The sequence below is a fragment of the Allomuricauda sp. XS_ASV26 genome (genome assembly GCF_041224615.1).
GTDB lineage: Bacteria > Bacteroidota > Bacteroidia > Flavobacteriales > Flavobacteriaceae > Flagellimonas > Flagellimonas alginolytica.
Map to the genome: position 1 here is coordinate 733,699 of NZ_JBGFGK010000033.1, position 24,001 is coordinate 757,699.

The following is a 24,001-nucleotide window of genomic DNA, read 5'->3' on the forward strand; positions in this document are numbered from 1 at the left end:
CTTAATACTATGTTTAGCAAAATTGTGCTTATTATGGATTTGATCTCTTTGGGATTGGCTCTATACGTATTGATAATTTATCTGCAGAACAGAAAAAGAGACGAGGATATTAAAAATTAGGGTGATGCTATATAAACACTATCCATGTATTGTCCATTTGCCAGATTATAGATAGCTTTTCCAAGCGATTGTGATCACGCAAAGTGAAAGAGACTGCTTCGGCGGTCTTTTTTATTTGTGGGTAAACGGTTTTCTTGCAATTCGTTTTTAAAAATCATCACAACATCTTACATTTGCCGCATCTCAAAGGGGTGCTTTTACCAAAAGGCTGAGATTATACCCAATGAACCTGGGCGGGTAATGCCGCCAAGGGAATGCGCAGATTGCGCATCTTGGAATTTCTATGTTTCATCAGAAACAAAAATCAATTATTAACAAAGAATAATGACCCCTTTTATTCGTAGCAATTTTACGAATGAAAACCCTTTATTCAATTATGCAGTGCAAGGCCGCAGCACTAAAAAGCGGTTCAGTGCGACAGACAAAGAAAAGAAACCGTTATCGCATTAAATTTTTGTTGTCCACTCTAGCCCTATTCGGCTTGGCATTTTCTGTAAGTGCACAAGAAGAAATCGACACATTGCAAGGTAAAAAAGTGACTCTGGACGAAGTCTTGGTACAGGGTGTGAGGGCAACCAAGGAATTTCCCATTACATTTTCCGAATTGGACAAAGTGGAACTCGCACCGCGAAATTTGGGGCAGGATATCCCGATTCTAATGAATTTTATGCCCGCTGTGGTAACTACATCCGATGCAGGTGCCGGCGTGGGCTACACGAGCATTCGGGTACGTGGCAGCGACGCCACAAGGGTAAACGTTACCATTAATGGTATACCTTACAACGATGCCGAATCGCATGGTAGTTTTTGGGTGAACATGCCCGATTTCGCTTCTTCAACACAAAACTTGCAATTGCAGCGTGGAGTGGGAACATCTACCAACGGCGCCGGTGCCTTTGGAGCAAGTTTAAACCTACTTACCGACGCATTTTCCGAAGAAGGATACGCAAGGATCTCGTCTTCTGTGGGCAGTTTTAGTACTTTACGGAACAATGTTAAGTTCAGTACCGGACTGTTGAACGACCATTTTGAATTCTCCGGAAGGTTGTCCAGGATAACTTCGGATGGCTATGTGGACCGTGCATCATCAGAACTGGACGGTTATTTTTTACAAGGGGCATATAAAAATGAAAACTCCCTGGTAAAAGCCTTGTTTTTTGGAGGGCATGAAATCACGTACCAAGCTTGGAACGGCATCACCGCAGAACAGTTAAGGGACGACCGTACCTATAATTCCGCAGGAGAATATACGGACGACAACGGCACCACCCAATACTACGACAAAGAAGTGGATAATTACAAACAAGATCATTTTCAGTTGCATTGGTACGAAACATGGAACGCTTCTTGGAACACCCATTTTGCCGTACATTATACTCGGGGAAGAGGCTATTTTGAACAATTTAGGGAAGACGATGATTTTGCTACCTATGGATTGGAGCCCATCAGTGTAAATGGAGATTTGGTGGAAACCACCGATTTGATCCGCCGACGATGGTTGGACAATGATTTTTATGGAGGTATTTTTTCCGCGACATATAAAAATAATGGTCTACAACTTATTGTTGGAGGTGGATACAACGAGTACAAAGGAGACCATTTCGGAGAGATTATCTGGGCCGAATACGCCGGTAGCACAGAAATTAGGGATAGGTATTATGATGATTCCTCCAAAAAAACCGATCTGAACTTCTATACAAAAGCCAATTACCAGTTAACGGACCAATGGTCTTTGTTCGGCGACCTACAATATCGTGGCGTATCTTACGAGGCCAATGGGGAGGATACAGGATTGGTGGACGATACCTTTAATTTTTTTAACCCAAAAGCGGGTGTAACTTTCGATTTGAATCGGAACCATAACTTTTATCTATCCTACGCCAGGGCCAATCGTGAGCCCAACCGAAATGATTACGAAAGTGGAAGTCCAAAACCGGAAAAATTGAACGATTTTGAGCTAGGATGGCGATACGTTTCCCCTAGTTTTCAGGTAAACACCAATGTATATTATATGCGTTACAAAGATCAGTTGGTGCTTACCGGTGAATTGAACGACGTTGGAGCACCATTACGTTCCAATGTGGGCGATAGTTATAGGTTGGGGCTCGAAATCGATGCTTCCGTCAATTTGTCCAATGTCTTTACTTGGAGGCCCAACATCGCCTTGAGCGATAACCGTAACCTCGATTTTTATTTTGAAAGAGATGGTGAGCTTCAAAATTTAGGGAATACAAATATTGCCTATTCTCCCAAATTGATTGCAGGGAACATTATCACGTATTCGCCAGATCAAGATTTTCAATTGTCCATTCTGTCAAAATTTGTGGGCAAACAGTACATGGGCAATATCGATTCGGACAATTCTGTACTGGATAGCTATTCACAAACGGATTTGAATGTGCAGTACACCATACAAACCAATTCTTTTGTAAAAAGTATTGTGTTTTCTGGTTTGGTCAATAACATTTTTGATGCAGATATTGTTTCCAATGGGTATTTTTACACCTTTGATGACGATTACTCCAATCCAGGAACCGTTACTACCATTGAAGGGGCCGGTTATTACCCACAAGCAGGGATTAATTTGTTATTGGGAGCGACCATCAATTTTTAAAAGAAAAGTAAGTTCGGGATAACCCTAAAGGGTTATGTACCGGGATTTGATTTTTGATACATTTTTTATATCGGGATTCTGTAATTTTAACACAATGACAGAATCCCGTTTTAATTTTTCCGAAAAACACCCTCTTAGGTGGGGCGTAATAGGTTGTGGTAGCGTAGCCGAGAAAAAAAGTGTGCCTGCCTATCAGAAGACCAAGGGCTTCCTGGTGGAATCGGTAATGCGAAGAAATGTAGTGAAAGCTGAAGACTATGCCAACCGGCACCAAATCGCACAATGGACAACCGATGCGGATAAAGTAATCAACAATCCGGATATCGATGCGGTTTATATTGCAACGCCTCCCGACACACATAAATTTTACGCTTTAAAAGTTGCCGAGGCAGGAAAGCCTTGTTGTTTGGAAAAACCCATGGCTCCTACATACCGGGAGAGTTTAGCTGTATATGAAGCTTTTAAAAGCAAGGATATTCCGCTTTTTATCGCCTATTATCGACGTTCGTTACCAAGGTTTTTACAAGTAAAACAGTGGTTGGAGGACGGTCTGATTGGAGAAGTAAGGCATATTCACTGGCAAAAAACAAAACCCCCTAACCCAATCGATTTATCGAAATCGTACAACTGGCGAACCGATGTTAATATTGCCCGAGGAGGATATTTTGATGATTTGGCAAGCCATGGTTTGGATCTGTTTACGTTTCTTTTGGGAAACATTAAAAAGGTCAGTGGGTTTGGAACCAATCAACTTGGTCTGTACCCCGCTTTCGATGCCGTTACTGCACATTGGGTGCACGAAGGCGGCACAACCGGTAGTGGCAGTTGGAATTTTGGTACGCATCACCGATCGGACAATGTTGAGATTTTGGGTTCACAAGGGCGAATAAAGTTTTCGGTTTTGGATGAAGCGCCCATTGAACTTGAGAACCCATTAGGCCATCAACGGGTACATATTGATCACCCAGAGCACATTCAACAACATCATGTGGAACATATAAAACAGCATCTTTTGGGTGCGGTGGTTCATCCATCAACGGGAAAAACGGGATTGCATACCAGTTGGGTAATGGAGCAAATTCTAAAACAAAAATGATCAGTTGGAAATAATCACCGTATTTCCACTCTGCGTAGCATTGTAAAAAAGAAGGTCGTAATAACGGTTGCCATCATCTGGTCTGTCCAGTTGTTGCCCTGTAAAAAGGCTATACGTATATCCCTCGCAACCGCAGACAACATTCTGTCCGTCAATCGTCATGGTAGAGCAATTGTTCGGTGTGTGGTTGGGGCAACTGGCCTCAAAGGCATAAAAGGTATTTAAACTCGATTTTATAACAAAGGCCCCACGGGTACCAACACCATTGTTGCCAACGTAAACAGGATTTCCAATATTGTTGAGGTCGTTGTAAAGCGGTAGGTTGAGGTTGAGTTCAAAGCGGAACCGAACCTCTTGCAAATATGGATTTCGATTGGATGAATCCGAGCTACACGACAGAATAACGGCTAAAAGAACAATGGCCCAGAACTGTTTCATAATCAAAGTTTGAATGTCTTTCCGAGACAAAGTTGATGAAAAATTGTATATATTTGCGTTAAATCCTCGCAAAAATACCGTGCAGGTCATGGGTATAGTTGAGGATTTTTTGTATTTATAAAGTAAGCGCGTATTGGGGAAATTTTTTGATTTTCTTCAATGCCCTATTGCATTAAAAATTAACGATATGAGCAAAGTTTCATACTACACGCCCGAAGGACTAAAAAAATTAAGGGACGAACTGAACCACCTGAAAGATGTGGAACGTCCCAAGGCTTCGCAGGCCATTGCCGAAGCAAGGGATAAAGGAGATCTTTCCGAGAACGCAGAATATGATGCGGCCAAAGAAGCACAAGGCCTATTGGAAATGAAAATATCCAAAATGGAAGAAACCCTGGCCAATGCTCGATTAATAGATGAATCACAATTGGATACCTCCAAAATATTGGTGCTTTCCACGGTTAAGCTCAAGAACCAGGCAAATGGTATGGAAATGAAATACACCTTGGTGGCAGAGAGCGAAGCCGACCTAAAAACAGGAAAAATATCCGTTACCTCCCCTATTGGAAAAGGCTTGTTGGGCAAAAAAGTGGGCGATGTTGCCGAGATCAAAGTGCCCAATGGAACCTTAAAATTTGAGATTTTGGAGATTACACGAGAGTAACCGCTACAAAATTAGTTATATTTAATCCCGTTTTTCAACGGGATTTTTTTATGTAAAACAACGGATAATGGCCAGCATATTCACAAAAATCATAAACGGGGACATACCTTCCTATAAGATAGCGGAAGATGAGGATAACTTTGCTTTTTTGGATATTAACCCAAATACCAAAGGGCATACCTTGTGTGTTCCGAAAAAAGAAGTGGACAAAATCTTAGATCTTGATGAGGAATCGTACATGAAGTTGATGGCCTTTTCCAGAAAGGTGGGGCAGGCCATAGAAAAAGCTGTACCCTGTAAGCGTGTAGGAATGTCCGTAATCGGGCTCGAAGTTCCACATGTGCATGTGCATTTAATACCTTTGAACACGATGGCAAACGCAACTTTTCAACAAAAAGAAAGTTTGACCACAGAAGAATTCGAAGAAGTGGCCAAGGATATAAGATCTTACCTCAATTAAAACTTTCCAAGTAAAAATATACCCCAGCAGCTACCAGACATAGCATTAAAATCAGAATAATAAAAAAGAGCATGGTAAACCTTACCGCAGGTCGGTCGGGATTTACCAGTTTGTTGTAGTAATCGTAAACACGTTCAATATCCGGGGTCCAATCCACGGGATAAATTGTCGAGTGGCACTTTTTACATTGGATATCGTGGCTCACCACACCTGTGGTCCTGTGATAGAATGCATTAAAAGTATGTTTTTGATAAAAGGTAATCTTAAGTTCCTGATTAAAACACACGGGGCAGTTGTTGGTAATATCAGCTTCTTGAATTACAAGTTTTTTTTCCTTGGCCATAACCTAAATTTATAGTGCTCTTATGGAAATCTGCATGATAGTTCCTTCTTTACTGGACGAAAATACTTTAATTTTTCCTTTATGGTACTCCTCAACGATTCTTTTTACCAAAGAAAGGCCTAATCCCCAGCCCCTTTGCTTGGATGTTACCCCTGGGTCAAAAATATTTTGAAAATCACTTTTAGGGATTCCGTGGCCGGTGTCCGAGATCAATATGTTGATATTTTGCCCCTTTTTTTCAATCTGTATGGCAATGTTGCCTTTGCCCTTCATGGCATCGATACCGTTTTTTACCAAATTTTCAATACTCCAGTTGTAGAGCGGGGGGTTCATCAATACCATAGCCTGGTCCACATTGGAACTAAAAGAAAAATGGACCAATTTGGAACTACGCTGTTTAAGGTAATCATAAGCTTTTTTGGTCTCGTCGACAATATCGTGTTCCCGAAGCTCAGGTATGGAGCCAATTTTGGAAAAACGCTCGGTAATGGTCTCCAAACGGTCGATGTCCTTGGCAATTTCTTGAGTAACCTCAGGGTTGATATCTTCCGATTTGAGCAGTTCGTTCCATCCCAACAAAGAAGTTAAGGGGGTTCCTATCTGGTGCGCGGTTTCCTTGGCCATACCCGCCCAAAGTTTATTTTGCTCGGAAGCCTTATTGGTACGAAAGAAAAAGAAGATTACGGCGCCAAACAAGAAAATGATCAAAAGTAGGGCCAAAGGGTAGTATTTTAGTTTGTTCAGCACCTCGGAATTGCCATAATATAAGGTTTCCAGCAGTTCGTCTTCCTGAATGATCTGTATGGGCTCATTCTCGTTTTTGAACTGAACGATTTTTTTATGGATATATACACTATCGGTTATTTTGTCCTCCGGGATATTGTGTGTTTTGTAAGAACCCTCCTCGTTGACCAAGATCATGGGGGTCGACGTGTTGTTGCCAAGGACTTTAAGGGTTAGGTTGCCCAGTTCTTGATCTACTGAGGATTGGATGAGCTCCAATTGTGCAGTGGCCCAAATTTCCATCTTTAAACGTTCCTCCTCCTTGAATTTACGGAAGAAACTATTGGTATTCCACAAAATAAGACTGACGATCACGAATGCCGAGATCAGCATTATAATATTGGAGGTTTTCCTTTTTGGACTAAAGTTCATAAAGGTCAATTTCTTTTTAAAGATAACAAATGGAAAACATGTTGATAGTTAGTTGAAATAACGGTGATCGATGGAATTCATTTTATGTATTTTTGAGTTTTCAACAAAAATTAACATTGCATGGAAGTTCAGGGAAGAATAAAAATGATAGACGAGACCAAGACATACGGCAATAATGGTTTCAGAAAAAGAGAGATGGTCGTGACCACCGAAGAGCAATATCCACAACATATAATGATAGAGTTTGTGCAGGATAAATGTGATTTGCTGAACAACTACAGTGTTGGGCAAATGGTCAAGGTAAGTATCAACCTAAGAGGAAGGGAATGGGTAAACCCACAAGGCGAAACCAAATATTTTAACTCTATCCAAGGATGGCGTATAGAAAACTTGCAACAAGAGCAAGGATCGGACAATATGCCACCCGTACCCCCAATGGAAGCTTTTGAGCCTGCGGACGATCTAAATGAGGAGGATCATGATGACCTGCCGTTTTAATCAAAAAATCAATTTTAAACAAGTTATAAATGAAATCCGGGCGTTGAGTTCGGATTTTCTTGTTTTGGGACCTATTTGTATTTTTAAGAAAAATTGATCTTGGAAAACACTCCATTACATTTTTTGGGCAAAAGGTTGCAGTTTCCTCCCGTTGAAACTGCTGGAGAAGATGGATTGCTCGCTGTTGGGGGCGATTTATCCCCAGAAAGATTATTGTTGGCCTATAAGAATGGTATTTTCCCTTGGTTCAACGATGATTCCCTGATACTCTGGTGGACACCGGACCCGAGAATGGTCCTTTTTCCAGAAAAGGTGAAGATTTCCAAAAGTATGCGCAAACTGATCCGTGAAGGAAAATTTACCCTTACCCAGAATAAATGTTTTGAGCAAGTGATAGATTATTGCGCTCAAATACATCGAAAAGGGCAAGAGGGTACCTGGATTACACCCGAAATGAAAATGGCCTATATGAATCTCTATAAAAAAGGATTTATTAAATCCTACGAGGTCTGGGAAGATGGCGAACTAGTAGGTGGCTTGTACGGGGTGGACCTGGGACATGTATTTTGTGGAGAAAGTATGTTCAGTCTAACTTCCAATGCATCCAAGTTCGCATTTATAAAAATGGCCCAAGAAATGTATAAAAACGGGTATCGGATCATTGACTGCCAAGTGCATACGGATCACCTGGAAAGTTTGGGTGCCGAATTGCTGCCCAGAAAGGAATTTATGAAAATCCTACAAGGACAACTGCATGCTCGTCAATAGAAAAAGAATGTTTTGTGGTAAAGAGGAGCTGTAATCTTCCAGCCTATATTCAATACCCATTTGAAGCTTTAACCCCCCTTGGAGTTGCCACCCTACCTGGCCGGAAAGGCGCGTATCGTATTGTGGTGAAGTACCTTTGGCAACGCTCAGCAAATTTTCCAAACTGCCAACAAAATAAGGTTCGCCCAAGTCCAGTTTTTCCCCAATTAAAGGAAAGTCCATGGCATACCTATATCGAAACCGATGAGTGGTGAGCGATTGGGTAATTCGTTGTTCGGCACGTATCCGATGTCCGTAACGTATGGCATTGGGCCTTTGGGCAATGTTGTATTGTTGGGTTGTTCTCAGTTCATTTTCTTTGTCCTCGAAGTTGTTTCTGAACCTATATTGGACCCCTAGTGCAATACTTTGATTGTCGCGGATATTTAAATTGGAAAAATGGGCAAGGTCCAATTGCCTGGCTCTTAAAAGAAAATCCTCATTGCTAAAAATATAATTTCGGCTCGCCAAAGAAAAGTTGTGGGAGTACGATCCGGCAACCTTGTAGTTGACCGCGATCTGTGGCTGCAAATAGGCCGTTAAGTTTTTTTGGGCCCAAATGGTCGGGGATACCGAAAGTAATAAAACAAACAAAAGCGATCGCTTAGTACAGCACATGGTCATAGCTTGGAGGGAAAGATTTACGAATGGCGATTAGATTTCCGTCGGCATTGAACAAAGCTTCGTATTCTTGAAAACCATTCTTTTCTTTTGCCGAGAATATAAGCTCATAATTTACAGCTGGCAAAATTAAATTTTGGAACGCATTGTATAGGGTTTTCTCCACGGACTGTCCTTTGCGGGCCGGATATTGTTGCTGTATTTTCTTTACCCTGTGATTACTGTGGTTTTTTGCCAAATAGTGTTGTATCGCATCCCACGTGGCATTGGGGAGGTCCCGCTCTTTTACTTTAAATTCCACATCTTCCAGAAAACCTTGCTCGTTAAATTCCACGCTGTAATGCAGACGGCCTTTTTTAAATTTGACTTCGTAGCTTTTTTTTGTGCTGTCCGTTTCCTGATAAAAACGAACACGTTTGGCGTTTTGTAGGTATTCTTGGATCAATCCATAGGATTTGGAAGGGAATTGTTCTTGCTCTATTCTGGACTCTCTTTCGTACTTGTTTTGCGCAAACACGGTCTGTGCCATAGCAAGTATTGCCAGTATGATGACTTTATACTTCATGGTATCTAAAACAATTTACTTCGTGGTCGTTTACCATACCGGTGGCCTGCATATGGGCGTAAATAACCGTACTGCCAACAAACTTGAACCCTCGTTTTTTTAGATCCTTGCTAATAATGTCGGATAGTTCGGTAGTGGCAGGAGCATCCCTATAATTTTCCCATTCGTTTTTAATGGGATTGCCGTTCACAAAATCCCAAATATACTTGCTAAAACTACCAAACTCTTTTTGCGTGGCCATAAATGCCCGTGCATTGGATACCGTGGCATTTACTTTTAATTTATTTCTGATGATGCCCGGGTTTTGTAACAGGCTATCGATTTTGGTTTGATTGTATTGAGCAATCTTATTGTAGTCGAAATTATCAAAGGCCTCCCTAAAATTTTCGCGTTTGCGTAAAACAGTGATCCAGCTCAAACCAGCTTGAAACGTTTCAAGTATCAAAAACTCGAAGAGCGTGGAGTCATCCTTAACCGGAACTCCCCATTCCGTGTCGTGGTAAGCTTCGTAGAGCGGGTCGCCCAAGCACCATCCACACCTGTGTTTCTTCATCGCAGTTCACTTTTTATCAAAAGTAATGGAAAAAGTCTAGAGTTAATTGAAAGTTAAAGTATTATAAAATAATAGTATTACTTTTATATTTGCGAGAGAAAATTTTAAAAGTGTGAGTAATGGATTTACTTATGAAATCCTTAAAAATTGGAGTTAACGAGAAACTCTATATAAAAGACCCGGAGTCTTCCACTTTAGGAAAGAATATTGTGCAGCACAGTATACTGTTGATCGATGAAATCGGGTTTGATCATTTTACCTTCAAAAAACTGGGAGAAAAAATAAACTCCAACGAAAGTTCCATTTATCGGTATTTCGAGAACAAGCATAAACTTCTCCTCTATTTGGCCACGTGGTATTGGGGATGGATGGAGTATAGAATGGTTTTTGCCACCAATGGGATATCCGACTCGGTAAAAAAACTGGAAAAGGCGGTGGAGATCTTGACCAAGAGCATTGAGGAGGATACTTCCGTGACCCATGTGAACGAAGTGGTATTGAGCAGATTGATCATCAACGAATACTCCAAATCCTATTTGGTAAAAGAAATCAACCAAGAAAACAAGGACGGTTACTTTGTTGTTTACAAAAGACTGATCAACCGTCTCAGTGATATGATCAAAGCAGTGGACGATCACTATCCTTATCCGATCAGTTTGGCCAGCAACGTTTTGGAAGGATCGCTCCATCAATATTTTTTGCAGGAACATTTCCCTACCATAACCAATTGTAACCATAAGATAACACCAACAACTTTTTTTACAGATTTAATTTTTCGCACCTTAAACAAAAAAGTAAATGGCTAAACATATACTCACGGCTTGGCAACGGTTAACGGGACTTCTGACCTTGGACAAGAAAGACATTTTTCAGATATTTTACTATGCAATTTTTGCCGGATTGGTGAACCTTTCCCTGCCATTGGGGATACAGGCCATAATTAATCTTATACAGGGGGCCAGAGTAAGCACATCGTGGATCGTGCTGGTAGTTTTGGTGACCTTGGGGGTTGCATTTGTAGGTGTTTTGCAATTGATGCAGATACGAATCATTGAAAATTTACAACAGAAAATTTTTACCAGGGCATCTTTTGAGTTTGCTTACCGATTTCCAAAAATTAAGATGAGCGAGTTGAGGTATTACTATCCACCAGAACTTGCCAATCGTTTTTTTGATACGCTGACCGTCCAAAAATCACTGTCCAAAATATTGATAGATTTTCCAGCAGCTTTGTTGCAGATCGTATTTGGTCTGTTGCTGCTGTCCTTTTATCATCCGTTCTTTATCATATACGGACTCTTGTTGCTCTTATTGATTTACATCGTATTCAAATTTACGGCACAAAGAGGGTTGGATACCAGTTTGGAAGAATCAAAAATAAAGTACAAAGTGGCGCATTGGGTACAAGAGATCGCCCGATCCATTATTAGTTTTAAACTTTCTGGAAAAACATCCCATGCCTTGGACAAGAACGATGCTCTTGTAAGTGATTATTTAGAGGCCAGGGAAAACCATTTTAAAGTATTGGTCCTACAATTTATTCAAATGATCGGTTTTAAGGTCTTGGTTACGGCGGGATTGTTGTTGATCGGAGGATTATTGGTTCTGGACCAGCAAATGAACATAGGACAGTTCGTAGCTGCGGAAATCATCATTCTTTTGGTGATCAGTTCTGTTGAAAAACTGATTTTGGGATTGGAAACATTTTATGATCTTTTAACCTCTTTAGAAAAAATGGGGCAGGTCGTGGACAAGAAATTGGAGCCCAAAGACGGGGAAACCCCATTCAATGATCAAGATGGGTTAACTATCGAACTACAAGATGTAGTTTACAAGGTTCCCGGACTGGAAAAGAAGATTATAGATAACCTGTCCTTGACCGTTGGTCCCGATTCCAAATTGTTGATATTGGGAAAAAGTGGTTCCGGCCGGTCCACGCTCTTAAGAATGATGGCTGGGATCCTAGAACCCGATTCCGGTAAAATATATGTGAACAATGTATCGCTCCAAGGTGTAAAACTGAGCCAGTACCGTGCATATTTAGGGCATTCCCTTAAAGAAGAATATCCATTCGAGGGAACGCTGTTGGACAATATTACCTTTGGGAACAAAGAGATACCGATGGAAGATGTGTACTGGGCCTTGGAAAAAGTGGGGCTTACAGAGTTCGTTAAAGAACAGCCACAGGGACTTAAAACCATCTTGTACCCCGAGGGTAAAAAAATACCGGACTTTATCTCCAGAAAAATTGTTTTGGCACGCAGTGTTGTTACCAGGCCAAAGCTAATGATCTTAAAGGACCCTTTGGAGCAATACGATGAAGAAGCAACAGAACGGATGATGGACTTCCTTACGGATCCGGCCAATGGATGGGCACTTGTAGTGGTTAGCGAGAACCCAAAATGGGAGAGTCGCTGTAATCAGATCATTCGAATGGATAACGGTAGATTGACAAACATAAAATAAAGCTCATGCTCAATATTTCTTCCAATAACAAGTTGAACGAGAAAGTGGACCTTACAGGTTATAAGGCGGGCCAAAAAGTCTTTCATAAAAGACATTACAAACATTTTAATCGCTTTTTGGCGTATTTTTCCATAACAGTGTTCTTTATGATGTTTTTGCCCTGGACGCAGAATATCACGGGTAGAGGGTTCCTTACAACGCTGACACCGGATCAAAGACCGCAGACCATACAGTCCCCGATACCTGGCCGAATAGAAAAATGGTATGTAAGAGAAGGGGACTATGTGCAAAAAGGGGATACCATCCTATATATTTCCGAAGTAAAAAGTGAGTATTTCGACCCCAATTTGGTAGAGCGCACCGGTCAGCAGATCAAAGCAAAGGAAATGGCCGTAACGTCGTATCAGGAAAAGGTCAAAGCGCTGAACCAACAAATAAATGCACTCAAAAGTGAGTTGGGACTAAAATTGGAGCAAGCCCGAAATAAATTGGTGCAGTCCAAATTAAAGGTGAAAAGCGACAGTATTGATCTGGAAGCGGCAAACACCAACATTACCATTGCCCAACGGCAGTACGATCGTACTCAAAAATTACAAGAAGAAGGCCTAAAAGCTGTGACAGATGTTGAGGAGAAACGCCTTAAGTTGCAAGAGACCCAGGCCAAATTGATAAGTCAGGAAAACAAATTGTTGACCAGTAAAAACGATGTGATCAATGCGCAAGTGGAAATCAATAGGGTAAAGGCGGAGTATACGGATAAGATTTCCAAGGCACAGAGCGATCTGTACACGGCGCAATCCAATCAGTTCGATTCCGAGGCACAGGTAACAAAATTGGAGAATCAATATACCAACTACGAGATGAGGAACAATATGCTGTACATACGTGCTCCTCAAAATGGGTATATTACAAAGGCGATCCAATCCGGAATCGGGGAAACTTTTAAAGAAGGTGCCCAATTGGTAGGTATAATGCCCGCTGATTATGATGTGGCCGTAGAAACATTTGTTGAGCCCATAGATTTGCCTTTGATCCATTTGGATGAAAAAGTGCGGATTCAGTTTGATGGGTGGCCGGCTATCGTATTTAGCGGCTGGCCTAATGCATCCTACGGTACTTTTGGCGGTAAGGTCGTGGCCATCGAAAACTTCATCAGCCCCAATGGGAAATACCGGGTACTATTGGCGCCGGACGAAGAAGAAGCCCCATGGCCAAAAGATATTCGTGTAGGATCCGGAGCAAGCACTATCGCACTTTTGGAAGACGTTCCGGTTTGGTTTGAATTGTGGAGACAGCTCAACGGCTTCCCTCCAAATTATTATCAACCCCAAAATACTAGCGCAAATGCCACAAAGAAATAGAAGCCAACTTTTATTTTTTGCCCTACTGATCTTTGCTACCTGTACATTTTATGCACAACAAGATGTATCGGTACTCGGCTTTAAGGAATATTTGGGGTATGTAAAAAAATATCACCCCATTGCCAAGCAGGCACAACTGAATATTGCCATAGGGCAGGCCAACCTTATGAAAGCAAGGGGTGGCTTTGACCCTAAAGTTGAGGTAGATTACGATACCAAAGAGTTTAAAGGGACCGAGTATTGGGATCGATTGAATACGACTTTTAAGATACCCACATGGTTTGGTATTGAGCTAAAAGGGAATTATCAACAGCGTGAGGGTACCTATCTCAATCCCGACGAGACTTTGCCAGATGATGGTCTGTACAGTGCAGGGGTCTCCATGTCCGTATTGCAAGGATTTTGGATCAATGAGCGTATGGCAACCTTAAAAAGGGCAAAGTTTTTTAGGGAACAGACCAAAGCCGAACAAGATCTACAGGTAAACCAAGTCTTATACAATGCCTCATTGGCCTATTTTGATTGGTTAAGGGCCTTTAAGGATGCCGAAGTGTACCGGGATTTTTTACAAAATGCCGAAACTCGTTTTCAGGGGGTCAAGGAAAGTGCCATGGCCGGTGAAGTTGCCATGATCGATACAGTAGAGGCAAAAATTGCTGTTCGAAACCGGGATTTAGGTTATCAACAGGCCAAGGTGAAACTGATGAAAAAATCACTCGAACTCAGTAATTACCTATGGATCGAGGATGTACCCGTTGAGCTTCAACCTGGGGTAAGGCCTAATTTGGAGCCCGAAATGGATATCAATTCAACATTGGAGATCGAGGGTATGCCATTGGATAGCTTCAGTTTGGCATCACATCCGAAACTTTTGTCATTGAACTATAAAATAGAAGGGTTGACGGTTGACAAAAGATTGAAAGCCAATAAACTATTGCCAAAATTAAAGGCGGAATACAATTTTATAACCGAAACACCAGAATTCATAAACTCATTTGTTACCGAGAACTACAAAGCGGGCTTAAGTTTTCAAATGCCCATATTCCTGCGCAAGGAACGTGGAGACCTAAAATTGGCAAAATTTAAACTCAGGGATGCCGAATATGAGAGGGACAATGCCGAAGTGGAAATTCAGAACAAAGTAATTGCCATTTATAACGAGTTGGACTCTTTTACCCAACAAAATCAGCTCATCCGGGATATAGTAAATGACTATTCCACGATGTTGACCGCCGAAGAACGTAAATTCAGTTTTGGGGAAAGTTCCCTGTTTTTGATCAATTCCAGGGAAAGCAAGCTTATCGATGCTTACTTAAAGCGGAACGAAATGCAGAACAAATTTTTCCATACCAAAGCGATGTTGTTCAAGAGTTTGGCCATAAACCCCAAAGCATTGTAAGGAATAGCCTCTAATAACTACCAATGACAAAAGTCAGAAAATGGGTGGATGGCCCAATGTACTTTTGAAAAAATCAATTTTATGGAAGTATTGGAAAAGAATCGATTGGAAATAGTCCGGGAATATCTTCAGAAAGGGATGGATTACAGAACTTATAGCGAATTGGTGAGCGAACTCGCAAAATCCGGTAAAACTACTGGTCCTGTTCAATCCGATGCCCTAATTAATTATACCAAACTTGGCGACCGTAGAATGGTGCGGTGGGAGAAGACCTTTAAGATTTCGGAAGAGGACCAACAAAAGTTGAGCAACCTGGATAGGCAACTTGTTTTTTTGGCGCTGTCCGAGAGTTGGTGTGGTGATGCGGCGGCCAGCTTGCCCGTAATCGCCAAAATAGCAGAAGCTAGTCCCAATATTACCTTTAAGATCGTTTTACGGGATGAGAGCCTTGACCTAATGGATGCATTTCTTACCAAAGGAGCACGTTCTATCCCCAAGGTGATCCTACTGGACAAGAACAAAAATGAAATTGTCGGTGAATGGGGCCCAAGACCTAGCATTGCCACTAAAATGGTAGAGGACTGCAAAAGGCAACACGGGAAACTTACCGACGAGTTTAAACAGGAACTACAGGTGTGGTACAATAAGAATAAAGGGCAAAATATCCTAGAGGATATATTGGAACTACTTGCCTTGGAATAGGTAGGTTATGGTTCCGATTTGCGAATTTTTGGAATCGGGGCTAAAGCGTGCTTTTAATGCATAGGCAATGGCATTGTCCACTAAACAACCATTATTGGTTCCGGAACTTTTATCGTTAAAACTTGCCTCGGTAACATACCCGTTGTTATCCACCGTAATGTTCACCACCACTTTGCCGCCTTCAATACAGGTGTAAATAGGCGGAGGAAGATAATAGGCATTTCTTTCTACCAATGAATAGGAAATGGAAGTGCGTCGATCTTTTAAATAGTTGGTGTACTCTTCTTTTTGGGCATCGCGTTCCCCTAATTTTTCTTTCTTTTCGTCGCGTTGTTCCCGGAGTTTTTTTAATTGATCTTCGAAACCGGAATTATCGGCATATTCCCCGGATTCGCTGCTCAAAGCTCTTTCTTCCATGAGCTCTTCCAGTGTTTTTAGAGGTTCTGGGTTGCCAACACTGGGTTTTGCGGTTTCGTTGAGGGCCATGTGGCTTTTAATGGGGTCATTGGCAGCTCGCATTTCTTCCAGTCTCTCTTCCTCTTCCTCAATAAGCTTTTCAATATCCTCGTCGGCCAGGCTCATTTCAATAACATACTCATCCTCTTGTACGCCCCCTAGGTGAATATTGAAAAGCAATAAAATCACTATGGACATAGAGAAGAAAGTAATCAAAAGTGATAACTGGCTCTTGTTAAGGTTCATGGCTTTACTATAACCGCTTTTTTATTAAAATATTTTATTTGGACCTATTTAGGTCGGTGTATTTACCTCAAGTTTTTCCTTGAAAACATTGGGGCTTGTAGCATTATCTACGTTGAAATCCCCTATTTTGGTTCTTCTTAGTTTGCTAAGATGGGCCCCGGACCCCAAAGCATTGCCAAAATCGTGCGCAAGGGAACGTATATAGGTCCCTTTGCTGCACACTACCCTAAAGTCCACTTCGGGGAGATTAATTCGGGTGATCTCAAATTCAAGAATTTCTATTTTTCTTGATTTTATCTCTACTTGCTTCCCTTCCCTGGCGAGTTCATATAATCGCTTCCCATCTTTTTTTAAGGCTGAAAAAATAGGGGGTACTTGGTCAATCTCTCCTAAAAATTGTGTAGTAGCTTCTTGGATTGATTCATTGGTAAGATGTTCTGTGGGAAAGGTCTCGTTCACTTCGGTCTCCAGGTCGTATGAAGGCGTAGTAGCTCCCAAAGTAATAGTTCCGGTGTACTCTTTTATCTGTCCTTGAAGCTCTGGAATTTTTTTGGTGAATTTCCCCGTACAGATAATCAACAAACCTGTGGCCAAGGGATCCAAGGTGCCGGCATGACCGATTTTTATCTTTTTTAGGCCAAATTTTTTCCGGATGGCCCATTTTAGGGCATTCACTGCTTGGAACGAAGTCCATTCCAAAGGCTTATCGATCAAGAGTATCCGACCGTTCAAAAAATCTTCTTGGGTATTCAAAAAATTGGGATTTTGGCATCAAATATACTGATCTATCCCCAAATGCTCCAAGCAAGGGCAATTAACCCAACTATTAAACAGTAAATGGCAAAATAACTAAGCTTGCTCTGGCGTACCAGCTTGATCATCCAGGTACAGGCTGCCAATCCGGCAAAAAAAGCGGCTGCAAACCCTGCCCCCATGGCTATGGCCTGATCACCATGAAAATTGATTTCGCCTCCCATAAGATCTTTGGCCACTTTTCCCAAGATCAACGGGACTACCATTAAAAAGGAAAAACGTGCCGATTTTGTCTTGTCAACTCCTAAAAGTACGGCAGCCGAAATAGTTGCCCCACTTCGGGAAATACCGGGCAGGATGGCAACGGCCTGTGCCATTCCAATAATGAAGGAACTACGAAAAGAAACACCTTTTTCCGTAGTTTTGGCCAAATCTGCCAAATACAGTAAAAATGCCGTAATTATGAGCATTATCCCTACGATTACAATGGCCCCATCAAAAAATACTTCGATAAAATCGTTTAAAAACAATCCTACCAAGGCGGCGGGAATCATCGAAATAACAATCTTTAAGGAAAATTGGGTCTCTTCGTTCCATTTAAATTGAAAGAGGCCTTTTAAAATATCGAAAACATCTTTCCGAAATACCACCAAGGTGCTCAGTGCAGTGGCAAAGTGCAAGATTACGGTAAATAAAAGGCTTTCCTCTGGAACGGCCTGTGCTCCCAATATGGCTTTTCCCAATTCCAAATGTCCGCTGGACGAAACGGGTAAAAATTCGGTCAATCCCTGAATGATTCCAAGGATAATAGCATCGATTATCTCCAAATTACTCCTTGTTTTTCTTGTTAGGATTCAACAAAATGGCGTACACTTGAATGCCTAGACCGATAAGAATCAAGGTTGGTGCAAGGCGGATTCTTCTAAAGTTGTATATCTCGGGGTTGAATACTTCGGGGTCGTCGCTTCCGCCACCGCTCATCAAAATAAACCCAAGGGCAATAAAGGCAATACCTATAAATAGGAAGAGATAGTTTTTCTTCTGGAAAACAAATTCTTTTGTAGGCTTTGAACCGTTGTTGTTTTTCTTGCTCATGCTGCAAATTTAGTAATAAAGATCGTCCGTTCTCAGGTTTAAAAAGCGTTGGGTCGCAAAATGGGTGCTGGCCCACGAAATGATAACGCCCAAACCAAATACACTAACGAACAAAATAATGAGAACGATATAATCTTGCAAAAGATTCAGTTCGGGGAAGTTTTTGTCGATATAGAACACCAATACACCCAACCCGATCAAAGCGACAACTGCCCCGACCATGCCCAGTTTAATGTTGGTCCAGATAAAAGGCCTTCGGATAAAGGTTTTCGTGGCGCCTACCATTTGCATGGTTTTAATAATGAATCTTTTGGAATAAATGGAAAGTCGGATGGAACTATTGATCAATAAAACGGCAATTACGGTGAAAACAGCACTGGCCACCAATATCCATAAACTGATTTTCCGTGCGTTGTTGTTGAGCAAGGAGATCAAGGGTTTGTCATAGCTAACTTCGTCCACGTAGGCCTTGGCCGCCAAGTCTTCTGCAATCTCATCAATTTGTTGTGGAGAGACAAAATCGGCCTTTAAATGCACATCGATGGAATTTTTCAAGGGATTGTAGCCCAAGAACTCTTCAAAGTTTTCGCCAATTTCCTCGCTGTATTGTTCGGCCGCATCTTCTTTGGAAATGTATTCGGCGGATTTTGTGTGCTCCGCAAGGGCCAAACTTTTTTGTAACTGGTCAATCTCGACCGGCTTGGCATTATCTTTCAAAAACACCGAAATAGTGATCTGCTCTTTAAAATGGTCTGCCAATTTTTTGGTGTTGAGCACCAAAAGGCCCAAAACACCCAAAAGAAACAGGACCAAGGCAATGCTCAAAGCCACGGAAAAGTAGGAGGAAATCAGTTTTCGTCTCTGATATCGTTCAATATATTGGCTCATAGAATAGAATCAGTACGTAAAAATAGAAAAGTAAATTGTATTTAGGGGATTAAACCTATTTTTGCACACGAAATTGAACAAGATTAACAATGAATTACGATTTCCGCGAGATTGAGGCCAAATGGCAGAAGTATTGGGCAGAAAATGAAACTTTTAAGGCATCCAACGATTCCAATAAACCTAAATTTTATGCATTGTCGATGTTCCCTTACCCCTCGGGGGCAGGCCTGCACGTAGGGCACCCGCTAGGATACATTGCCACGGACATTTATTCGCGTTACAAAAGACACAAAGGATTCAATGTGTTGCACCCAATGGGCTACGATTCCTTCGGGTTGCCAGCGGAGCAATATGCGATTCAAACGGGTCAGCATCCTGCGATTACGACGGAAAACAACATCAACAGGTACCGTGAGCAGTTGGACCAACTAGGTTTTTCTTTTGATTGGAGCCGCGAAGTGCGAACCTCCAACCCACAATATTACAAGTGGACACAATGGATTTTTATCCAATTGTTCAACGCTTGGTACAATAAGAAATCGGACAAAGCAGAAAACATTTCCAGTCTGATCTCCATTTTGGAAAAAGAAGGGAATACCAATGTTGAAGCCGCTTGTGATGATGATGTTCCAAGTTTTGATGCAGCCACTTGGAATACGTATTCCGACAAGGAAAAGCAAGAAATCCTTTTAAAATACAGATTGACCTATTTGGCGGATACCGAAGTAAACTGGTGTCCTGCCCTTGGAACCGTTTTGGCCAATGATGAAATCGTAAATGGGGTTTCCGAGCGTGGAGGTCACCCCGTAGTCCGTAAAAAAATGACGCAATGGAGCATGCGCATCACCGCTTATGCCCAGCGTTTGTTGGACGGATTGGATAAAATTGATTGGCCGCAACCTTTAAAGGATTCCCAAACCAACTGGATTGGGCGATCTGTAGGTGCTTCGGTTACTTTTAATGTGTTGGACGCTGAGCGTAGTCGAAGCGACCGGGATGTCACTTCGAGCACAGTCGAGAAGCCTTACGAGATAGAGGTCTTCACCACCCGGCCCGATACCATTTTCGGTGTAAGTTTTATGACGTTGGCTCCAGAGCACGAGTTGGTGGCCAAGATTACGACACCTGAGCAAAAAGCAGAGGTTGATGCTTATGTGGAAGCTACGGCAAAACGTTCCGAGCGCGACCGTATGGCCGATGTAAAAACCATATCTGGGGTGTTTACGGGAGCTTATGCAGAACATCCGTTTACCAAAGAACCTATCCCGATTTGGATTGGTGACTACGTGTTGGCCAGTTATGGAACGGGAGCGGTTATGGCCGTACCCTGTGGCGACCAACGCGATTATGATTTTGCAAAACATTATAATATAGATATCCCCAATATTTTTGAAGGTGTCGATATTTCCGAAGAGGCATTTGCTGATAAGGAAACTACTATTATTGCCAATTCTGATTTTCTAAATGGGCTTTCTTATAAAGATGCCATGAAGAAAGCCATTGCCGAGTTGGAGAAGATCGGACATGGCGAAGGAAAAGTGAATTACCGTTTACGCGATGCCGTATTTAGCCGTCAGCGCTACTGGGGCGAACCATTTCCTGTATATTATAAGGATGGTATGCCGCAAATAATCGATTTGGAGCATTTGCCCTTACAATTGCCCGAAGTGGAAAAATATCTTCCCACGGAAACGGGTGAGCCGCCATTGGGCAACGCCACCGAATGGGCGTGGGACGTAAAACAATGTACAGTGGTCAATAATCAATTAATTGATCATGAAACTGTATTCCCTCTAGAATTAAATACCATGCCGGGTTGGGCGGGAAGTTCCCAATACTTTAATAGGTATATGGATCCACGGAACGATGACGCTATTTTCTCTCCAGAAGCCATCAACTATTGGCAAGATGTGGATTTATATATTGGAGGTAGCGAACATGCTACGGGCCACTTGTTGTATTCCCGTTTTTGGCAGAAGTTTATGTTCGATATGGGCTACGTGCCCAAAGATGAATTTGCCCAAAAGTTGATCAACCAAGGAATGATTACGGGGACGAGTGCGTTTGTTTATAGATTGGAGTTGAAAGATTTTACGGATTCACTGGGTAATTTCATCCAAGGGAGGAAATATTCTCAAGAAGAAGTTGATCAAATAACAAAATTTATAGGACGTTATAATAATAAGATTTTAGTATCAAAGGACTTGTTGACTAATCAATTGTATCCGAATGCAGATTTCGGTGATGGTGAGTTAAAAATATTTTCACATTTTCCTTCTCTAGAAGCCGCACTAAAAGAGAAATTCCCAGTATTAAAAAACTTGTTAGATGGAATTTTAAAAGCGGTAATTAAAATTCACGCCGATGTTTCCTTGGTCAATGCATCCGATGAATTGGATGTGGAGGCCTTTAAAGAATGGCAACCTGAATATAAAGATGCGGAGTTCATTCTAGAAAATGAAAAGTACATTGTAGGCCGCGAGGTCGAAAAAATGTCCAAATCCAAATACAATGTGGTGAACCCAGATGCCATTTGTGAGGAGTATGGGGCAGATTCCCTTCGTTTGTACGAAATGTTCTTAGGGCCATTGGAGCAGTCCAAACCTTGGAATACGGCAGGTATTTCCGGAGTGCACTCTTTCCTTAAAAAACTTTGGAAGTTATATACAAATGGGTCGCTGAATGGAGCTGAAACGGAACCCACCGCCGATAATCTCAAAACGCTGCACAAGACCATCAAAAAAGTGGAAGAGGATATCGAAAACTTCTCGTTCAATACATCCGTATCTACCTTTATGATCTGTGTAAACGAGTTAACATCTCAAAAATGTACCAGCAAGGCGATTCTGGGTCCATTGGCAGTTTTGGTTTCACCTTACGCGCCGCACATTGCCGAAGAGCTCTGGGAGCGGTTGGGCAATACCGGGTCCATTGCCGAAGTGCCTTTCCCGAAGTTTGAGGAAAAATATTTGGTGGAGAGCAGTAAGGAATACCCGATATCCTTTAATGGAAAAATGCGCTTCAAATTAGAGTTGCCGTTGGATATGAGCAAGGAGGATATTGAAGCCGCGGTGCTGGCCCATGAGAAAACGAAGGAGCAGTTGCAGGGCAGAGAACCTAAAAAGGTAATCGTGGTTCCAGGTAAGATTGTAAATATTGTTGGGTAATCCGATAAATTGTTGCTGTCATTCCGAACTCGATTCGGAATCTCATACGATTAAATCAGTTTTATGGGAACCTGAATCAAGTTCAGGATGACGAAAACATCACCTTACGATAAAATCAATACGAATTTTATAAGAATACCCTCAAAAAAGCATGCCGACCGGCATGCTTTTTTGTTTAAAACACAACACCCCTTAAAAAAATAGGGGTACAAAGTCAAAAACATATAAAAAAATTAATTAGACCTATATAAATAGAGGGTATAAATGTTAAAAAATATATTATTTAACCTGACACCCCTACTTTTTATCGATTATTTCTGTTGTGATTCATTTTTTTTGTACAACTTTGGTCCCAGAAACCATTAAAAACAACAAAATGACTGTTGGGATACCGAAAGAAATCAAAAACAATGAGAGCCGGGTGGGCATGACGCCCGCTGGAGTATTTGAATTGGTAAAGAACAATCACACGGTTTACGTGCAATCAGGTGCAGGTGAAGGCAGTGGTTTTTTCAATCAGGATTATCAGCAGGCCGGGGCCACAATTTTGGATACCATTGGCCAAGTGTATGCTATGAGCGATATGATCGTTAAGGTAAAGGAGCCCATAGCAGAAGAATATAACCTAATTCAGGAAGGACAGATTGTGTTTACCTACTTCCATTTTGCTTCCAGTGAAGCCTTGACCAAGGCCATGATCAGGAGTAAGGCCATTTGTATTGCTTACGAAACGGTGGAAGATGAAGATGGAACCTTGCCCTTGTTAACCCCAATGTCCGAGGTTGCCGGCAGAATGGCAATACAGCAAGGAGCAAAGTATCTGGAAAAGCCTGTTAAGGGTAAAGGAGTGCTTTTGGGTGGAGTTCCCGGAGTTTCACCAGGTAGGGTTTTGGTTCTGGGAGCGGGTACTGTTGGTATTCAGGCTGCTAAAATGGCAGCAGGTCTGGGTGCGCAGGTCACTATTTTGGATGTGAACATGAAGCGCCTCCGGTACGTGAACGACATTATGCCAAGTCATGTTGTAACCGGTTTTTCTAACGAGTTCAACATCAGAAAACATATAAAAACGCACGACCTTATTATTGGGGGAGTGCTTTTAAAAGGGGCCAAGGCACCCAACTTGATCACCAGGGATATGCTAAAGGATATGCATCCGGGCACCGTAATTGTCGATGTTGCCGTAGATCAGGGAGGATGCGTGGAGACCACCAAGCCTACAACCCATGAGGACCCGGTTTTTATTATAGATGATGTAGTTCACTATTGTGTAGCCAATATGCCAGGGGCAGTGCCTTATACTTCTACAGTTGCCTTGACGAATGTTACACTGCCCTATGTGCTACAATTGGCCAATCTAGGATGGAGAAGTGCATGCAAATTGGATCCGTCCTTAAAAAAAGGATTGAATGTTGTTGAAGGAGAGATTATTTACAAAGAAATCGCCGAAACTTTTCATTTAGAGCCCGTAATGGCCTAACAAACTAACATTTTGACAGTATTTTAACCCTGCCACGATTTGGCGGGGTTTTTGCAT

Annotated in this window: 24 protein-coding genes and 1 riboswitch; of the genes, 13 read left to right on the forward strand and 11 right to left on the reverse strand. The window is 41.8% G+C overall.

From position 1 onward, the window contains the following. Positions 1-297 precede the first annotated feature (297 nt). Positions 298-391: riboswitch (TPP riboswitch) on the forward strand. Between the two features lie 84 nt (positions 392-475). Further along, positions 476-2,734 (forward strand): TonB-dependent receptor, encoded by a 2,259-nt coding sequence (locus tag AB9K32_RS15395; protein WP_369885679.1) that lies wholly within the window; start codon positions 476-478, stop codon positions 2,732-2,734. A gap of 94 nt (positions 2,735-2,828) precedes the next feature. Further along, complete coding sequence (locus AB9K32_RS15400; protein WP_369885680.1) at positions 2,829-3,830, forward strand: Gfo/Idh/MocA family protein; 1,002 nt, start codon at positions 2,829-2,831, stop codon at positions 3,828-3,830. On the opposite strand, the gene AB9K32_RS15405 is transcribed toward AB9K32_RS15400, so the two are convergent. Beyond that, positions 3,831-4,268 (reverse strand): hypothetical protein, encoded by a 438-nt coding sequence (locus tag AB9K32_RS15405; RefSeq protein WP_224836228.1) that lies wholly within the window; start codon positions 4,266-4,268, stop codon positions 3,831-3,833. A 187-nt stretch (positions 4,269-4,455) separates the two neighbouring features. Here AB9K32_RS15405 and greA point away from each other — a divergent pair, with 187 nt between their 5' ends. Further along, positions 4,456-4,932: a transcription elongation factor GreA gene (greA, locus tag AB9K32_RS15410; RefSeq protein ID WP_207028130.1), complete on the forward strand. Its 477-nt coding sequence runs from the start codon at positions 4,456-4,458 to the stop codon at positions 4,930-4,932. A gap of 67 nt (positions 4,933-4,999) precedes the next feature. After that, complete coding sequence (locus tag AB9K32_RS15415) at positions 5,000-5,392, forward strand: HIT family protein (RefSeq protein ID WP_252080773.1); 393 nt, start codon at positions 5,000-5,002, stop codon at positions 5,390-5,392. Here AB9K32_RS15415 and AB9K32_RS15420 read toward each other — a convergent pair. Together AB9K32_RS15420 and AB9K32_RS15425 are read right to left on the reverse strand one after the other, a co-directional pair. Beyond that, positions 5,385-5,735, reverse strand: a complete 351-nt coding sequence (locus AB9K32_RS15420) for a hypothetical protein (protein WP_224836231.1) — start codon at positions 5,733-5,735, stop codon at positions 5,385-5,387. The genes AB9K32_RS15415 and AB9K32_RS15420 overlap by 8 nt on opposite strands. A 9-nt stretch (positions 5,736-5,744) precedes the next feature. Further along, complete coding sequence (locus AB9K32_RS15425; RefSeq protein ID WP_252080771.1) at positions 5,745-6,890, reverse strand: PAS domain-containing sensor histidine kinase; 1,146 nt, start codon at positions 6,888-6,890, stop codon at positions 5,745-5,747. A 120-nt stretch (positions 6,891-7,010) separates the two neighbouring features. Here AB9K32_RS15425 and AB9K32_RS15430 point away from each other — a divergent pair, with 120 nt between their 5' ends. Next, positions 7,011-7,388, forward strand: a complete 378-nt coding sequence (locus AB9K32_RS15430; RefSeq protein ID WP_224836233.1) for a DUF3127 domain-containing protein — start codon at positions 7,011-7,013, stop codon at positions 7,386-7,388. A gap of 123 nt (positions 7,389-7,511) precedes the next feature. Beyond that, entirely contained in the window at positions 7,512-8,156 is a 645-nt protein-coding gene (gene aat, locus AB9K32_RS15435; protein ID WP_252080770.1) for a leucyl/phenylalanyl-tRNA--protein transferase, read from the forward strand. On the opposite strand, the gene AB9K32_RS15440 is transcribed toward aat, so the two are convergent. From AB9K32_RS15440 to AB9K32_RS15450, 3 genes are read right to left on the reverse strand one after another with little or no spacing between them, the layout of a single operon-like run. After that, the gene (locus AB9K32_RS15440) at positions 8,127-8,789 is read right to left on the reverse strand and encodes a DUF2490 domain-containing protein (RefSeq protein ID WP_224836235.1); all 663 of its coding nucleotides are present in this window, start codon (positions 8,787-8,789) and stop codon (positions 8,127-8,129) included. The two genes, aat and AB9K32_RS15440, sit on opposite strands and share 30 nt — an antisense overlap. A gap of 10 nt (positions 8,790-8,799) precedes the next feature. Further along, positions 8,800-9,381, reverse strand: a complete 582-nt coding sequence (locus AB9K32_RS15445) for a hypothetical protein (protein WP_369885681.1) — start codon at positions 9,379-9,381, stop codon at positions 8,800-8,802. Next, positions 9,371-9,934, reverse strand: coding sequence for a DNA-3-methyladenine glycosylase I (locus AB9K32_RS15450; RefSeq protein ID WP_224836237.1), 564 nt, complete (start codon positions 9,932-9,934; stop codon positions 9,371-9,373). The genes AB9K32_RS15445 and AB9K32_RS15450 overlap by 11 nt, the downstream gene beginning before the upstream one ends. A gap of 119 nt (positions 9,935-10,053) precedes the next feature. Between AB9K32_RS15450 and AB9K32_RS15455 the strand changes: the two genes are divergently transcribed. The 5 genes from AB9K32_RS15455 to AB9K32_RS15475 all read left to right on the forward strand — a co-directional run bounded on the left by AB9K32_RS15455 (position 10,054) and on the right by AB9K32_RS15475 (position 15,862). Further along, a complete protein-coding gene (locus AB9K32_RS15455; protein ID WP_252080767.1) occupies positions 10,054-10,740 on the forward strand; it encodes a TetR/AcrR family transcriptional regulator in 687 nt (228 codons plus the stop codon). Then, the gene (locus AB9K32_RS15460) at positions 10,733-12,400 is read left to right on the forward strand and encodes a peptidase domain-containing ABC transporter (protein WP_369885682.1); all 1,668 of its coding nucleotides are present in this window, start codon (positions 10,733-10,735) and stop codon (positions 12,398-12,400) included. Before AB9K32_RS15455 ends, AB9K32_RS15460 begins: the two co-directional genes overlap by 8 nt. A 5-nt stretch (positions 12,401-12,405) precedes the next feature. Then, positions 12,406-13,761 (forward strand): HlyD family secretion protein, encoded by a 1,356-nt coding sequence (locus AB9K32_RS15465; protein WP_224836240.1) that lies wholly within the window; start codon positions 12,406-12,408, stop codon positions 13,759-13,761. Continuing rightward, positions 13,745-15,160, forward strand: a complete 1,416-nt coding sequence (locus AB9K32_RS15470; protein ID WP_369885683.1) for a TolC family protein — start codon at positions 13,745-13,747, stop codon at positions 15,158-15,160. The genes AB9K32_RS15465 and AB9K32_RS15470 overlap by 17 nt, the downstream gene beginning before the upstream one ends. Before the next feature lie 81 nt (positions 15,161-15,241). Next, on the forward strand, positions 15,242-15,862 hold the full coding sequence (locus tag AB9K32_RS15475) for a thioredoxin family protein (protein ID WP_369885684.1): 621 nt from the start codon (positions 15,242-15,244) through the stop codon (positions 15,860-15,862). On the opposite strand, the gene AB9K32_RS15480 is transcribed toward AB9K32_RS15475, so the two are convergent. From AB9K32_RS15480 to AB9K32_RS15500, 5 genes are read right to left on the reverse strand one after another with little or no spacing between them, the layout of a single operon-like run. Further along, positions 15,845-16,564, reverse strand: coding sequence for an energy transducer TonB (locus tag AB9K32_RS15480; protein WP_252080764.1), 720 nt, complete (start codon positions 16,562-16,564; stop codon positions 15,845-15,847). The two genes, AB9K32_RS15475 and AB9K32_RS15480, sit on opposite strands and share 18 nt — an antisense overlap. 48 nt (positions 16,565-16,612) lie before the next feature. Continuing rightward, positions 16,613-17,317, reverse strand: coding sequence for a tRNA pseudouridine(55) synthase TruB (truB, locus tag AB9K32_RS15485; RefSeq protein ID WP_369885685.1), 705 nt, complete (start codon positions 17,315-17,317; stop codon positions 16,613-16,615). 32 nt (positions 17,318-17,349) lie between these two features. Next, positions 17,350-18,144 carry an undecaprenyl-diphosphate phosphatase gene (locus AB9K32_RS15490; RefSeq protein ID WP_224836245.1) on the reverse strand — a complete coding sequence of 265 codons (795 nt, stop codon included), beginning with the start codon at positions 18,142-18,144 and terminating at the stop codon, positions 17,350-17,352. Position 18,145: 1 nt separating this feature from the next. After that, positions 18,146-18,412 (reverse strand): DUF3098 domain-containing protein, encoded by a 267-nt coding sequence (locus AB9K32_RS15495; protein ID WP_293298747.1) that lies wholly within the window; start codon positions 18,410-18,412, stop codon positions 18,146-18,148. 9 nt (positions 18,413-18,421) lie between these two features. Further along, on the reverse strand, positions 18,422-19,300 hold the full coding sequence (locus AB9K32_RS15500; RefSeq protein WP_369885686.1) for a cell division protein FtsX: 879 nt from the start codon (positions 19,298-19,300) through the stop codon (positions 18,422-18,424). A gap of 89 nt (positions 19,301-19,389) precedes the next feature. Here AB9K32_RS15500 and AB9K32_RS15505 point away from each other — a divergent pair, with 89 nt between their 5' ends. Then, positions 19,390-22,467, forward strand: coding sequence for a leucine--tRNA ligase (locus tag AB9K32_RS15505; protein WP_369885687.1), 3,078 nt, complete (start codon positions 19,390-19,392; stop codon positions 22,465-22,467). A 376-nt stretch (positions 22,468-22,843) separates the two neighbouring features. Continuing rightward, a complete protein-coding gene (gene ald / locus AB9K32_RS15510; RefSeq protein WP_369885688.1) occupies positions 22,844-23,944 on the forward strand; it encodes an alanine dehydrogenase in 1,101 nt (366 codons plus the stop codon). Positions 23,945-24,001: the final 57 nt, after the last annotated feature.

Bases quoted from the DNA above. Each gene is read 5' to 3' on its own strand.
- AB9K32_RS15395 (WP_369885679.1), top strand. From the start codon at position 476: ATGAAAACCCTTTATTCAATTATGCAGTGCAAGGCCGCAGCACTAAAA.
- AB9K32_RS15400 (WP_369885680.1), top strand. From the start codon at position 2,829: ATGACAGAATCCCGTTTTAATTTTTCCGAAAAACACCCTCTTAGGTGG.
- AB9K32_RS15405 (WP_224836228.1), bottom strand. From the start codon at position 4,268: ATGAAACAGTTCTGGGCCATTGTTCTTTTAGCCGTTATTCTGTCGTGT.
- greA (WP_207028130.1), top strand. From the start codon at position 4,456: ATGAGCAAAGTTTCATACTACACGCCCGAAGGACTAAAAAAATTAAGG.
- AB9K32_RS15415 (WP_252080773.1), top strand. From the start codon at position 5,000: ATGGCCAGCATATTCACAAAAATCATAAACGGGGACATACCTTCCTAT.
- AB9K32_RS15420 (WP_224836231.1), bottom strand. From the start codon at position 5,735: ATGGCCAAGGAAAAAAAACTTGTAATTCAAGAAGCTGATATTACCAAC.
- AB9K32_RS15425 (WP_252080771.1), bottom strand. From the start codon at position 6,890: ATGAACTTTAGTCCAAAAAGGAAAACCTCCAATATTATAATGCTGATC.
- AB9K32_RS15430 (WP_224836233.1), top strand. From the start codon at position 7,011: ATGGAAGTTCAGGGAAGAATAAAAATGATAGACGAGACCAAGACATAC.
- AB9K32_RS15445 (WP_369885681.1), bottom strand. From the start codon at position 9,381: ATGAAGTATAAAGTCATCATACTGGCAATACTTGCTATGGCACAGACC.
- AB9K32_RS15450 (WP_224836237.1), bottom strand. From the start codon at position 9,934: ATGAAGAAACACAGGTGTGGATGGTGCTTGGGCGACCCGCTCTACGAA.
- AB9K32_RS15455 (WP_252080767.1), top strand. From the start codon at position 10,054: ATGGATTTACTTATGAAATCCTTAAAAATTGGAGTTAACGAGAAACTC.
- AB9K32_RS15460 (WP_369885682.1), top strand. From the start codon at position 10,733: ATGGCTAAACATATACTCACGGCTTGGCAACGGTTAACGGGACTTCTG.
- AB9K32_RS15465 (WP_224836240.1), top strand. From the start codon at position 12,406: ATGCTCAATATTTCTTCCAATAACAAGTTGAACGAGAAAGTGGACCTT.
- AB9K32_RS15470 (WP_369885683.1), top strand. From the start codon at position 13,745: ATGCCACAAAGAAATAGAAGCCAACTTTTATTTTTTGCCCTACTGATC.
- AB9K32_RS15475 (WP_369885684.1), top strand. From the start codon at position 15,242: ATGGAAGTATTGGAAAAGAATCGATTGGAAATAGTCCGGGAATATCTT.
- AB9K32_RS15480 (WP_252080764.1), bottom strand. From the start codon at position 16,564: ATGAACCTTAACAAGAGCCAGTTATCACTTTTGATTACTTTCTTCTCT.
- AB9K32_RS15495 (WP_293298747.1), bottom strand. From the start codon at position 18,412: ATGAGCAAGAAAAACAACAACGGTTCAAAGCCTACAAAAGAATTTGTT.
- AB9K32_RS15500 (WP_369885686.1), bottom strand. From the start codon at position 19,300: ATGAGCCAATATATTGAACGATATCAGAGACGAAAACTGATTTCCTCC.
- AB9K32_RS15505 (WP_369885687.1), top strand. From the start codon at position 19,390: ATGAATTACGATTTCCGCGAGATTGAGGCCAAATGGCAGAAGTATTGG.
- ald (WP_369885688.1), top strand. From the start codon at position 22,844: ATGACTGTTGGGATACCGAAAGAAATCAAAAACAATGAGAGCCGGGTG.